This window comes from Dyadobacter sp. HNCC25DJ185 (genome assembly GCF_056895195.1).
In genome coordinates, this window is record NZ_JBXHAR010000017.1 from 34,814 (window position 1) to 48,560 (window position 13,747).

The 13,747-nt window shown below is 48.7% G+C and carries 10 protein-coding genes; all 10 read right to left on the reverse strand.

The window, feature by feature from the left end; genetic code table 11:
* Positions 1-8: 8 nt before the first annotated feature.
* The gene (locus AC1XUF_RS31170; RefSeq protein WP_483345794.1) at positions 9-347 is read right to left on the reverse strand and encodes a PadR family transcriptional regulator; all 339 of its coding nucleotides are present in this window, start codon (positions 345-347) and stop codon (positions 9-11) included.
* Positions 348-731: 384 nt separating this feature from the next.
* Positions 732-2,207 (reverse strand): tannase/feruloyl esterase family alpha/beta hydrolase, encoded by a 1,476-nt coding sequence (locus AC1XUF_RS31175; RefSeq protein WP_483345795.1) that lies wholly within the window; start codon positions 2,205-2,207, stop codon positions 732-734.
* A gap of 40 nt (positions 2,208-2,247) precedes the next feature.
* The gene (locus tag AC1XUF_RS31180; protein ID WP_483345796.1) at positions 2,248-6,096 is read right to left on the reverse strand and encodes a two-component regulator propeller domain-containing protein; all 3,849 of its coding nucleotides are present in this window, start codon (positions 6,094-6,096) and stop codon (positions 2,248-2,250) included.
* 37 nt (positions 6,097-6,133) lie between these two features.
* Positions 6,134-7,711, reverse strand: a complete 1,578-nt coding sequence (locus AC1XUF_RS31185) for a serine hydrolase (RefSeq protein ID WP_483345797.1) — start codon at positions 7,709-7,711, stop codon at positions 6,134-6,136.
* A 43-nt stretch (positions 7,712-7,754) separates the two neighbouring features.
* The gene (locus AC1XUF_RS31190; RefSeq protein WP_483345798.1) at positions 7,755-8,927 is read right to left on the reverse strand and encodes an acetyltransferase domain-containing protein; all 1,173 of its coding nucleotides are present in this window, start codon (positions 8,925-8,927) and stop codon (positions 7,755-7,757) included.
* A gap of 70 nt (positions 8,928-8,997) precedes the next feature.
* A complete protein-coding gene (locus AC1XUF_RS31195) occupies positions 8,998-10,224 on the reverse strand; it encodes a DUF418 domain-containing protein (RefSeq protein ID WP_483345799.1) in 1,227 nt (408 codons plus the stop codon).
* Positions 10,225-10,373: 149 nt separating this feature from the next.
* On the reverse strand, positions 10,374-10,823 hold the full coding sequence (locus AC1XUF_RS31200; RefSeq protein ID WP_483345800.1) for a YybH family protein: 450 nt from the start codon (positions 10,821-10,823) through the stop codon (positions 10,374-10,376).
* Positions 10,824-10,839: 16 nt separating this feature from the next.
* A complete protein-coding gene (locus tag AC1XUF_RS31205; RefSeq protein ID WP_483345801.1) occupies positions 10,840-12,342 on the reverse strand; it encodes a YfcC family protein in 1,503 nt (500 codons plus the stop codon).
* 8 nt (positions 12,343-12,350) lie between these two features.
* Positions 12,351-13,514: a DmpA family aminopeptidase gene (locus AC1XUF_RS31210; RefSeq protein ID WP_483345802.1), complete on the reverse strand. Its 1,164-nt coding sequence runs from the start codon at positions 13,512-13,514 to the stop codon at positions 12,351-12,353.
* Positions 13,511-13,675, reverse strand: a complete 165-nt coding sequence (locus tag AC1XUF_RS31215) for a hypothetical protein (RefSeq protein ID WP_483345803.1) — start codon at positions 13,673-13,675, stop codon at positions 13,511-13,513. The genes AC1XUF_RS31210 and AC1XUF_RS31215 overlap by 4 nt, the downstream gene beginning before the upstream one ends.
* Positions 13,676-13,747 lie beyond the last annotated feature (72 nt).

Consider the following 13,747-nt stretch of genomic DNA (forward strand, 5'->3'; position numbering starts at 1 on the left):
AGCTGCTATTACTCCAAAATAGACAATTTGAATGGACCGGCTAGCCTGCTCCAGAAGCTGACGCGAATGTCCTGGATTTCCTGCAGCGTACGTTGCCCGAAAGCGGTCACGGTGAAAAGCTTTTTCCTCTTTCCACCGCGCTCGGCAGTCGACTCCCCGAACGCAGATTTTACCATCCCTTTCTCTTCGAGGCGCTGCAATGCGGAATGCACCTGGTTCAGGCGTGTTTCTCTCCCCGTTTGCTCAATAATCTCGTGCATGAGCGCCACGCCGTACGCCTGCCCCTCCATTACCGCAACAGTAAGCAGGACGATTTCTTCAAATTCCCCGAGATAATTACGTTTCATCGGCTTTTTATAATTTCTATTTTTGCTGATAAAATAGCTTGCCAAAAAAATAATTGTAACCAACCACCTCAAAATAAATTAGTTACCTCAAACAACTGATAGCCAGACTGTCCGGAATCGGACAGGGTACGTCCGCTTTAGGTGACGGGATATTTCAAGATGGGATTATAAGCCGTATAGGAATTTCCGGTATCGCCGAAAGCGTGAACCCGTTTCCCGCCGACGTAAATATCCGTAGCTGCCCAAAGGCACCAGAAACAACCGCTGATGAGATTAGAAAATGCTGTCGGACAGTACCACCGTTTTGTTCTGGCAAAACAATGGCTAAGTCCAATAAGGAGGAGCGTCAGTAAAACGCGCATGATCAGGAGGTCTAGAGGAGGTCTACTGTTTGGGATACGGTAAAATATTCTTCGTAGTCTTCTTTCCCGAAACCTCTTTTGAAGCGATGATCTGATCAGGCGCTTTCGACTTTTCTACCCAATCAATGATCAGACTGATCCAGTCCACATTGTCGCAACCCGGGCCGCCTCCGCAATGCAAGACGCCGGGCAGGAGAAACAGCCTTGCATAGGACTGCGCGTCTTTGTCGCCTTTCAGGATTCCGTCGTAATGTTCAATCGTTGCGTTGGCCGAGAGGGCGGGATCATTCCAGCCGTGGAAAAAAATGATCTTGCCATTGCGTTTTTTGAATGCACTGTAATCAGTACTGGTGGCATCCAGATAGGAGGAAGCGTAGGCCGTTTCTGACGCAAAGGTTTTGAATGCGTATTTTGAATAATCAAATGTGGAATCGTTGAAAATGAGGTATTTGAAAATGTTTGTGGAAAACATATAATGCAGGCTGGGCTCTTTTTGCTGCGCGGAAACCGGCGCGGTAATCCACGGATTCCATGAACCATTTTCAGCCTCCCCGCCCAGCGGAAAACCAGGGTAAATCTGCTTGCCTTCGGCAACCAGCGGACTATATACCGATTTGATCGCCTCGACTTGCTGTTTTGTAAAACATGCGCTTCCCGCCTTCTGGCCGGGGCACATAGGTAGTTTAGAAAAATCGAAATGGCATTTACCCGGATTTTCCAAAATTCCATCCGCAGAGCCGTCCAGCTGGTCGCATTGTTTCAGTACCTCTTTCTGTAAAAGTTTGAGATTATCGTCGGTAAGGACAGGTTTCAGGTCTTTTGGATTTGGATAAATATGCTGGATATGCGACACAAATTTCGCAGCGATGGCCGGCCAGCCGAATGCCGGTGCCCCTGCCACGATCCCGTCAAAATCTTCGGGATAATATTCCGCTTCCATCATGGCCTGTCCGCCGCCCCGGGAGCAACCCACGAAATACGATTTGGCAGGTGCCTGACAATAATAATTTTGCATAATAGCCTTCGATACCACGGCAGTGCGGTGTATGGCTAGCTTCCCAAAATTCAACTGCCGCTCCATATTATTGTAAGCCCATTTTGCATCCTCGCCACCTTTATGGCCCGTATCAGTTCCGGCTGTGGCAAACCCCTCGTCTACCTTCGTGCGGAACGAGTTTTGAATGGTACCCACAAAACCGCCACCTCCCGACATCAGGAAACGCGTATTGCTTTCGTCGGGAAGCAAAAGCTCAAAATTGATTTCCTTGCTGATCCTGCCGAGTATGCGACAAAATGGCTTTTGGATGACGTTCGTCGGGTTCCATGGTTCATCCGGGTTTTTGATCGTGCCTCCGGCATTGGCTTCGGCCAGCAGAATGGTCACGTCGGGAAATTGTAGGTTCTTTAAACTCTCGCAGGGTTTGCAAGGTTTGACGCTCTGCGCGGAAGCAATGCAGGCCAAAAACAGGAGCAAAAGAGTAAGATGAAATCTTTTCATGTTGTGAACATTTTTAAGTAAAGTGCCCTGGTCAGCTGGATTAAATCGGCAACAAGATAGAAAACAAACTGCCCTTGCCTTCGGTGGTTTCGACCCGCAATTCGCCGCCATGTCCCTTGGTAACAATGTCATAGCTCAGTGAAAGTCCCAGTCCCGTCCCCTGCCCGGTGGGCTTTGTGGTGAAGAAAGGCTGGAAAATCTTGTCAACTACTCTTTGCGGGATGCCATTACCGTTATCCTGCACCCTTACCAGTACCCTATTGCCTGATTTTCTTGTGCTAACCGTCACAGTCGGTTCGTAATTAGCATCGGGGATCTCTTTTTGCTTTTGCTGGACGGCGTAAAATGCATTGTTGAGCAAATTCAAAACTACCCGCCCCAGATCCTGCGGGATCACTGCCACTTTGTCGATGGCTGGGTCAAAATCTGTTTTGATGGCGGCGTTGAAAGACTGGTCTTTGGCGCGCAAGCCGTGGTAACCCAGGCGAATGTATTCGTCGGCCAGTGCATTAATGTCCGTGGGCTGCTTCACCCCGCTGCTGCTCCGGCTGTGCAACAACATGCCTTTTACGATCGAATCAGCCCTTTTTCCGTGGTGGTTGATCTTTTCAAGGTTCTGACTGACGTCGTTTGCCAGAGCGATGGCTTCCTTCACATTGCCGCCCGCCAGTTCCGTCTTCATCTCGTCCAGCAACTCCTGGTTCAGCTCCGAAAAGTTATTGATGAAGTTCAGCGGATTCTGAATTTCATGCGCAATGCCAGCCGTCAGTTCACCCAGCGATGCCATTTTTTCGGATTGAATAAGTTGATTTTGAGTGGCTTTTAGTTCGGTATAAGCCTTTTCAATTTCCCTGGCCTGCTGTAATTCCCGTTCCCTGCTCTTCTCCCGCTCCCTCGCCTTGATCCTTTCCCGCATATATCGGTTGATAACAAAAATCAGCACCGCAAAAATGATCAGATAGGCCGCATACGCCCACCAGGTTTTCCACCAGGGGGGCAGAATGGTTATTTTCAGCACCTTACCTTTTTCATTCCAAACCCCGTAAGCATTGGATGCACGCACCATAAATTCGTATTCGCCCGGTTCCAGATTCGTGTAACCCGCGAAATTGCGATTGTCGTAGATCCAGTCTTTGTCGGAGCCTTTCAGCATGTGGGCATACTTGTTTTTCTGCGGATTGGCGTAATGCAAAGCTGCGAATTCGAAGCCAATGTTGTTTTGGTCGTGGGCTAATTCGACATGGTCTGTTTGTAATAAATCACCTTTCAGCGGAGAGTTTTCGCCCATATCCAGCACCGATTTATTGGAAATCAGCAAATTGCTGATGATCACAGGCGGAGGCGTATCATTTCCTTTAAAGCTTTTGAAACTGGTCAGGCCATGGTCGGCCCCAAAATAAAATTGACCATCAGCAGTTTTTGCGGCCACCAGGTAGGTACTGAAACCGTCGCTACCCAGGCCGTCGGCGGAGTTGTAGTTGATGAACATCACCTTGCCCAAAGCCTTATTGGTGATCATCTGCGAAAGCCCGTTTTGAGTGGATATCCACATTTCCCCCTTTTCTCCGGGCAGGAGCGAAACGGTATTGTCTGTCGGCAAACCGTCGGCTTCGCTGTAAAGTGTGAATTTCCCGGTCCTGGGATCGAATTTGTTCAAACCGGCCCTGTTGGTGATCCAAAGGATACCGTCCTCATCCTCAAAGAGATCCGTAACAGTATTTTCAGCCAGCGAGTTTTCGTTTTTCAAATCGTGCATGAAATGTTTAACGTCACCTGAAACGGGGTCAATGCGGTTAAAACCCTTTTCGAGGGCACCCACCCAAACATATTTTTTGCCGATTTCAATATCGATAATATCACTGCCTGTAATCGATTTTTCACGGAGCTGTTCAGCGTGCAATCGTTTTTCAAGAAAAGCCTCGTCCTTGTCCGTCAGCTTCACCAGTCGCATCCCATAAAGAGCGCTCACCTCAGGCCCGGGCTCGTTGTAATTTCCATAGCTGTGACTGTCGTCGGTCATGTAGTGAAGCGTGTAACTCCCTGGCCGAAGGTCCAGGATTTTAATATCGATCCTGTTTTTTGCTGATCCGCCCGCGTGCATGGATTGCGCGAAAGACGCCATCATCCAGATCGTATCCTTTGGCGCGCCTTCTATCCATCCGTAATCTGCCGGACCTGCCGGGTCACCTTCTCCCACGGCCATCACCGCATATTTTCCTGCAGTCTTGATCTCCACTTTCCGGGATTTATTTTGCATCTCGGTCACACCTTCAATTCCTGCCACTTTTTGACTCGTTTCGGACAACCTGTCCAGTTCGTCAACCAGCTCTTGCGGATAGGTCACGTGGTCTGTACTGACCACGTTTTGAAACTGTTCTGTTTTGGGATCGAATATATCAAGCCCGTCGGCAGTTCCCAGCCACAGGCGCCCCTTCTGATCAGGCCTGATCACCCGCACCTTGCCGGAAGCAATGCCTTTCCGGCTTTTGTATTGGTAACTATATCGTTTTATTTCCTTGTAATTTTTGTCCAGCCTGAGTAGTCCGTCACCCCAGGTACCTACCCATAATGTTTCGTTGTCATTTTCCGCAACAGACCTGACGGAGCCGCCGTACATATCATTTACGACATCAAATGTGACCCTTCGTGCTTTTTGGGTTTTTGTATTAAAAATCGACAGACCATAACCTTTTGTACCCACATACAATATCCCCGGCTTGGCTTTGGACGCAAGCACGCTGTACGGAATACCGGAAATACTGGTCGGATCGCCGTCTTTTCGCGCGATCACTGAAAAAGGCTTACTGAGCGGATTGTATTTGAGCAATCCGAACTCCATGCTTCCAAACCAGAACACGCCGCCGCGATCCACCATAAAGTTGGTAAGGGTAATGTTCCAGCCATGCTTTGGAACCTTCACTTTTCCCGCCAGGGTTACTTCTTCGAACTCGTCGGAAGTCCCTTTAAATTTGAGTATCCCGTGAAAGTTGTTGGCAACCCAGATATTTCCGGAAGGGTCTGCTCCGATCCGGTTCCAGTTCGCCCAGCCGCCCTGAATACCCTCGGTATATGTTTTGATCGTTTTCAGCGTGCCCAGCGCCGGGTCATATTTGTAGACACCATCGGATGCGGTGATCCAGAGGATGCTGTTCACGTCGGAGTATAGGGCCGAAATCCGGTTTGCATCCGTTTTAAGATGGCCAAATAAATGTGGCTGCACGAACCTGAAAGTGTCGTCACCGGGTGCAAGATGCATCAGGCCGTAAACCGCTGAGCCTATCCAGATACCCCCTTTTGCGTCCTGGGTAATGGCCAGCAGTATTCCCTGGTGAGACTGCTGATTGATACTGTCACCTTCGTACTTTGCGTATTCCCATTTTTGCGAGGCGCGGTTTAATTTCAGAAGCTCCAGCAAATTTGTAGTTACCCAAACTTGCCCCTTTTTGTCTGTTATCATCCGGAACGATCTGCCCGCTCCGCTTCCGGTTATATTTCGGAAAATTGTGCCAATGTTATAATTGACAAATTCTTTTTTCTTCCGGTCATAATAAGACACACCTTCGTCGTTGCTCACCCAGATGTTGTGCTCTGGATCCTCCATCAAATCCCAGCAGTTGTTGTTCTGCAGACTATTGGATTTGCCACGCACATTTTTGAAGGTTTCAAAGCGGTAGCCATCGTATTTCTGCAAACCGTTTCCGGTAGCGATCCAAAGTAGGCCATAATGGTCCTGGATGATGTCGTTTACCGTCGGCGAGGCGATCCCGTTTGCCACCGAAAGATATTCGGGATCAATGGTGATTTGCGCCCTGACATTCAGGCTTAATGTTACCAGCAGCAGGACGCAAGCCAGCAGCTTTTGAGGGTTCATTTTCTTAAAGTTTTTCATTGATGAGGAGCGTTGAATTTTATTTGGTTAGTCTTTTTTACTTACTGATCCTTTGCAGATCCAGGTCATGGAAATCAAAGCTGAAATCGATATTCGGTGAAATTCCTTTCATTTTAATACTCTGCGCCTTGCCGTTTTCATCCAGCGTGAACATCGCAAATGCGTCGCAATTCATATCCTGGTATGCCCATTTCACCGCAAAGGTATTGGCCCTGTAAAAATGCATCGGACCGTTCAGCCTCGGCGAACGCAACGCTTTGATCCACAACTGATTACCTTTCATAAAGATTTCCATTTTCCCAAACCATTTGTCTTCATAATTACCCACAAAATCTTGCGTCTTTACCGGCGTGCTTTTCGCAGCAGCTACGGTCTCCCACACTTTGGTGGTAACCGAATCCCCATTGCTTTTCTGGGCTTGCATATCCTTGCTGATCCGTTCGGTCCAATCTATTTTGTCCAGTCCGAGGTAACTGTCGAGGATCGTCTGGGTGACCGCGCGGAATAAGCCCGCCCCTCCATTTTCCGTATTGGTCAAAACCACAATCCCTAGTTTCAAATCTGGTATCAATGTTACATTCGACAACATGCCGGGCAAGCCGCCGGTATGGGTGGCGCGCAGATTTCCTTTGACATCGGATAACCCCCAACCGAGCCCATACCCGCCAAAGTGCGAGTTGTAACGTGGATCACGGTTGACGCCCGTAACCGTATGGATCGTCCACATTTCCCGCTGCCGCGCCTCTGTGAAAATCTGTTTTTCGAGGTTACTACCATATTTACCTTTGTTCAATTGCAAAATCATCCATTTCGACATATCGTCTACGTTGGACAAAATGCCACCAGCCGCGCCGCTGATCGCCTCTACGAAAAGTTCGATCTGCCGCATCTGGTTACTGGCAGAACCTTCCGTCGAATGCGGCATGGCCAGGTTCACTTTGTCGGTTGTCTCCGCCACCGATGTAAAAGTGTGGTCCATTCCCAGCGGTTCGATTATTCTGGAATGCACAAATTTTTCCCACGACATCCCGCTTGCCCTGGCAATGACCTCCCCGGCAACAAAATAGAGCTGGTTGTCATAGTCAAACTGTGTTCGGAAAGCGGATACCGGCTTGAAATACTGAAAGCTCGCCAGCACATCCTTGATTGTAAAATCGGTACCGTCCGGGAAAAACATCAGGTCACCTACGCCCAGGCCCAGCCCGCTGCGGTGACAGAGCAAGTCTTCTATCAAGAAATTTTCAGTGACATATTCATTGTACATTTTGAACTCGGGGATATGCTTCTTCACCTTGTCCTTCCATGAAAGCCTACCTTCATCAATCAAAATCGCCAGTGCCGCCGTGGTAAAAGCCTTGGAATTGGATGCGATCTGGAAATTGGTGCGATCGTCAACAGGCTGCTTCGCAGTGATCGACCGCACGCCATAACCGTTTTTGTGCACCACTTTCCCGTCTTTCACAATCGCCACCGAAGCACCTGCGACATGGAATTGATCCAACGCTTTTTGAACAAGGATATCTACCTCTTTGGGAGAAATCTGTGCGGATGACTTACTATATCCCAGTAAAAAGAACAGGATAAACAGGATATGGAGTAGAGTTGCCTTTTTCATTTTGTCGAATGGATGTAATTGAAATCAGATCGTCATGGTGAAATTATAAATAGCTTAGCCAACGTTGTTCTCTGTGACTTTGTTTGTAGCGGTCGAATTTTTTGCAAAGCGGGTACAGTGCCAGAATGATCCCGGTCCAAATGAGGTACACCACCGGCAGACTGAAACCGAAACCGTGCAAATCGATCTCAAATTGATGCTGGATCGCTGATTCCCACCCGAAGCCCATGAGTTCCGCGAGCGCCATGCCCAGGAAACGGATCGCGTACAAATGCAGAATGTAATAGAAAAACGGCACCCGGCCAAAGACACAAAAGAAATCCGCAATCCTCCCCCTCCATTGTTCGGAATTGGCCAGGAACATCAAAGTGAACGTCAATGTCAGCAGCAGGTAGCACAAGGAAGGCGGGTATTTGGTGACATTAAAAAACGACATCCATGTTCTGCCTGGCGTTTGCAGATGTACCCACGGCTCCGGGTCGCCATACATATTTGCCCAGCGGATCAACAGAAAACCCACGACCGAGCAAAGGGCAAGCGTATTAAACAGCTTTTTTCTTTGAGCAGCGGCAACTGAGTTATTGTAAAACCTTCCGAAATAGTAACCGAGCGCCATCACGGCGATCCAGGGAATGACCGGATAAACGACGGTGAATGTGACATGCCCGTCGAAAATTTTGGTTTCGTAAAATTCATGCAGCATCGCCCACCAGACATTATTCAGGTGAATGTTGTCCAAAAGGTTATGTCCTGTAATGAGTACAATGGAGACAATGAGAATTGCATTTTCGGGAAGGTGTATGAAACCCGCCAGCGCGATCATGCTTACGCCAAGGACCCATATTACCGCCAGGTCGATGTTGCTGAACTGTACATTGAGGTACCAGGCAAATGCAATAATCGTCAGTTCCATCAACACCAGCCACAAGCCCCGGCTGATCAGAAAAATGGAGAGGTCACCTTTGGTGCGCCGCCTGCCCGACATATATGCCGAAACCCCCGCCAGAAAACTGAAAGTCGGGGCGCACACGTGGGTTATAATACGCGTCAGGTACACCGCGAGGGTAGCGTGTGCAGGGTTACTCACATCCAGAAACGCACCGGATTGGTAGAAGTAATCGCGCGTGTGGTCGAGCGCCATTAATACCATTACGAAACCTTTCAAAAGGTCAATGGACTGGATTCTGGTTTGGTTTAAGGAGGAGGTTGAGGTCATTTGGTATCAGGCGTTGAGAAAATTTGGAGGGTAATAGTGGAAGATCTGACCTTCAACATTTTACCCCTTTTTAAACAGTTTCCTTTCGAAATGGCTGCCATTTCCCGTAAGTCAGCGAGCGCCATAGCCATTCTGCCGGACCGAAGCGGAAATATCTGAGCCATATTGGACTGTAAATCAATTGGCTAATATAAATCGAAAATGCGATCAGTGAAAGTTTCGCCGGGCCAATCAGCGCTTCCTGTCCAAGCCCATAGCTCATGAAAATGAATGCGCAGATCACTGATTGCATCAGGTAATTTGTGAGCGCTATTCTCCCTACCGGCGCGAATACCATCAGTAGCTTCTTCCAGACCGGGTTTTCGAAAAGCAATGCAAATGCCGAAGCATAAAACAGACATAAAGCGGGTACCCCCAAAGCATACACGATCGGCTGGATCATACCCATTGGCTCCAAGTCATAGTAGGCGTCGGTGGTCATCATCATAGCCAGGACGATATTACAGGGAATACCGATCACCGCGCCCCAGACCATTACTTTCCTGATCCATGGACGGTAGGTATTTATATTGGCGTAGATTCTGTTTTTTGAAATATAAAAACCAACCAGGAACATTGCCAACACCCTGAAAAAGCGTCCCGTGAAAAGCAGATCGGGGTACCTGCCAACCAGCAGGCCGCCCAAGTTATTCGTGATGATTTCGGGATAAGTCCCGGTGCGGAACGTGACAATCACCTGGTCGAAAAAGCGCGGGCCTGTCTCCGGCGGCGCAGGAGCAGACGGATTGGCCAATTGAAAACCGAGCATGATGGCGTATTGCACAATCGGCAGCAGGTTCAGGGCGACAGCGCTCCGCAATATGGTCCGGTCGGATTTATTCCTGAAAAGGATCAGGAACACACCAGTGATCGCGTAGACGGTCAGAATATCCCCGACATATAATAAGACCGCATGCAGCAACCCAAGTACGAACATGATCAGCAGCCGTCGCCGGAAACGCGACGCGAAATTGACGTCGGCCGCCGAAGCCCGTTTCATTTGCAAGGCAAACCCGATTCCGAAAAGCATGGAAAAAAGAGAATAGAACTTCCCGTCGATCAGGAAATGCTCGATCCACTCCGCGTAATGATCGATATGAGCTGTATCAAATGCAGCCCTGGCTTGTTCGGACAAGAGGAAATAACCCGAATGGGAGACCATATTGGCCAGCAGCACACCCAATAACGCAAAACCGCGAAGGGCATCGAGCAGGGCATGGCGTTCGCTGACAGAGGTTGGTTGTAGTGTTTTTTCCATCGTTGAATCGGGGAAGAAGTTATTTCTTGGGATTGGTTGGAGTAGTAAAAACCAGGAATAATACGGGGACTAGGGATTTTGAAAACCTTCGGCTTTTTGAACTCCCACGGTGCTCGGATTGTAAGGGCAAGAGGATCATTGCTTCCATTTTAAATCCTTTTAATAAGCGTTGAATGCAGTACTTTAATTTTCCACTGCTTGTTTTCCTTCACCAGGATAATCGTTTCCAGCCAATGCACGGATGACTTTCGCTCACCCCTTTGGATGTCTGAATAAAGATGATAACTTACCCAGGCCGTGTTTTTCCTGATTGTTGTATTGATAAAATCAAACCTATTGGTGCGCTTAAAATCGCGGCCGATGTTGGACCTGATGCCCTTGACGACCAGGGAGTCCGCATTCCAGATTTGGCCGTTTTCATACAATACGGCGTCCGAAGCAAAGTAACGCTTCATACTGACCGAGTCCCGGTCCGCCAACGCGGCAAACATGCCTGCTACCGTCTGCTGTACTGCTTCCTCGTCCTCAGCCGGCCGGGATTGTGCGTGGAGTGCCAGGGAGAATAATGCAGTAAGGAAAAAGCATATCACTTGTTTCATTTGCCAGGTTTTTGGTCTATAAGTAAACACTCCCCACCAGATACACCGCACAAATAAGGATCAGCACTACCAGCAGAGGCATGATAAACTGCATCCAGACTTTCAAACTCACATTCACCAATGCCAGCGAAGGCAGCAGCATAGCGGTGGGTGAAATGAAAAGCATCAGGTTCATCCCGTATAAATAGGCATTGACAATCTCACTTCCCGGAATATTGATCAGGACCGCCAGCGTTCCCATAATCGGCATAGTCAATACTGCCATACCGGAAGTGGAGGTGATGAAAAGCGAAAAGAAAAAGAAAAAGACGAACAGCAGCAGGATGAAGACGGCCGGTGGCATATGCGATACCAGATTCCCAGTATAATACAAAATGGAATCACTGATATGCCCGTCATTCAGAATAATGGTAACCCCTCTCGCCACGCCCACAATAAACGCCACCGAAAGGAGGCTTTCCGCGCCCTTTACAAACTGCCTCACGAAGACCTTTTCATTGACCTGCCCCAGAAACCCGACCAGGATCGCACCCCCAAAAAGGAGCGCCGACAGCTCCAGTGTCCACCACTGCAAAAACATCGTTCCGTAAATCATGGCTACAAATGCGCCCAGGAAAATCAGCAGTAGGGCTTTGGTTTTCAATCCCAGCTTTTCTGGTATGTCCTGATCGCTGATATGGATTTCGTAAGGAGGTTTTACAATTCCGTCTATTTTTAAAACCAGGGAGGTCGACGGATCTTTTTTCACTTTCGCCGCATACCGCAATAAGTACCAGGTAAAAAGGACGGTTGTGATGAAGAACAGGATCAAACGCTCATAAATACCGTCTTTCCAATTGATCCCAGCAGCATTGGAAGCGATGATGGTCGAAAAAGGATTGGAAAAAGCGGCGATACCGCCGACCGTATTTCCCCCGAAAATCACACCAAAAGGCACCAGCAGATCGTAACCGGCTGCCAGAAAAACAGGTACCAGGATCGGATAAAACATGAGCGCTTCCTCGTCCATTCCATAGCTGGCCCTACAAAAAGCAAATAGCAGCGTCAGCACCCCAACCAGGTAAGGTCCTTTGTCCCGCATTGCATGGGATAAGGACGCGACGCCTTTTTCTATCGCCCTGGTTTCGTTGAAAACATACACAAACCCGCCCATGACGAGGATGAACATGATGATATCAATGCTATCATAAATTCCCTTCATCGGGGCCTGGATGATATGGATAAATCCCTGCGGGTTGCTTTCCAGCGTCCGATAAGTGTTTGGGACGGATACCGGCTTCAATACCTCGCCGTCCAGAAATTTCCCGATGGGGATCCGCAAGCCAAGCCGGTCCAATGTTCCCTGTGTCAGGGGCAAAAGGGTGTCGCCAGTTGCCGTTTTCATTGAAAAAGATTTGTGATCGACCATCGAAAGCTTGCTGTATTGACCGGCGGGCAAGAGCCAAGTGGCCATTGCAGCCAATACAATCGCAACCATCAGGATCGTAAGCGGCTGCGGGACTGATTTAAGTCTAAACATTTATCATCTCACTTAATCCGGTTGTATTTTCTCAGCAAGTCGATCACCGACTTATGCGGAAGGGCGTATGCCTTATTTCCGTTTATCCCGACCATGGTCTCCGCGGCAACCATGGCATTGATGACCGATTCCTCCACAGCCTGGACGGTCGCCTCAAATAGCGAGTTCATATGGTCATTGGGAAGCTGGTCCAGTTCTGCAATGTTCTCCCGCTGAAATGCCTTCGGGTTAGCTGTGGAAAACGCGATGAAAATATCACCGGAACCATTGTTGCCCCGCCCGCCAACAATGCCGATACCGAGGGATACCCTGGTGGCTATCCGCTTTAACTGATGCGGCAATAATGGAGCGTCCGTAGCAACCACTACAATGATGGAGCCGTCACCTTCCTCCTTATAGGACGGCGGAGCTTTTATTTCATAGTTCAGGGTATCTTTCAACTCCTGCCCGATCGGCACACCGGCTATCGTGAACTGGCTTTTGGCACCAAAATTGGATTGCACCAATACGCCCACGGTGTAGGTCGAATCTTTGATTTTAACAGTTCTCGAGGCGGTCCCGGTCCCGCCTTTGAAACCCAGGCACATCATCCCAGTGCCACCACCCACATTTCCCTCTTCCAGATGACCCGATTTGGCGTTATCCAATGCTTCAAAGGCGTGGCTTTCCTTGACATGAAATCCATAAATATCATTCATACCGCCGTCGTAAGTTTCAGCCACAACAGGATAAGTGTACCAGTAATCTTCCTTGTACCAGCCCGTTTTTACAAACCACTTCAAAACTGCATCTCTTACAACACCCACGCTGTTGGTGTTGGTGATCATGATGGGTGTTTCCAAAAATCCGGACTCGGTTACCCAGGTCGTACCCGTCATTTCTCCGTTACCGTTCAGTGAATACCAGTTGGCGAACACAGGATTATTGTTCCTGCCCCTCGGCAAAATTGCGGTAACACCAGTCCTGACCGGACCTTTACCCCTGACATTTTTACCCTGCCCCGAAATGATGGTGCTATATCCGACTTCCACACCCTTCACATCCGTAATTGCGTTGAATTGGCCCGGGGTTCCGCTGAAAGGAATACCAATATCACGTGCTCTTGGTTTTTGACCAAACAGACTACATTGAACCAGAAACAGCAACGCGAGTGATGTAAAATACTTCATCATAAACTTTCCTCAACTAAGTCTTTTCCTTCGGGCGGTCTTATCCCGGCCAGTATTTCAGGCTTCATCTGCTTTGAAAGCACCTTCCCTGCATACTTTCCGTTCCCGGTTGGATTTGCCGTCACGAATAGGAGCGGCTGTGAAACCGAATTTAGTTTGAACATTGAGAGAGAAGGCTTTGTAAGTCGGCATTCTTATTCCAAAAGACAAGCCCTAGAGTTATTTCCCCATTCTCA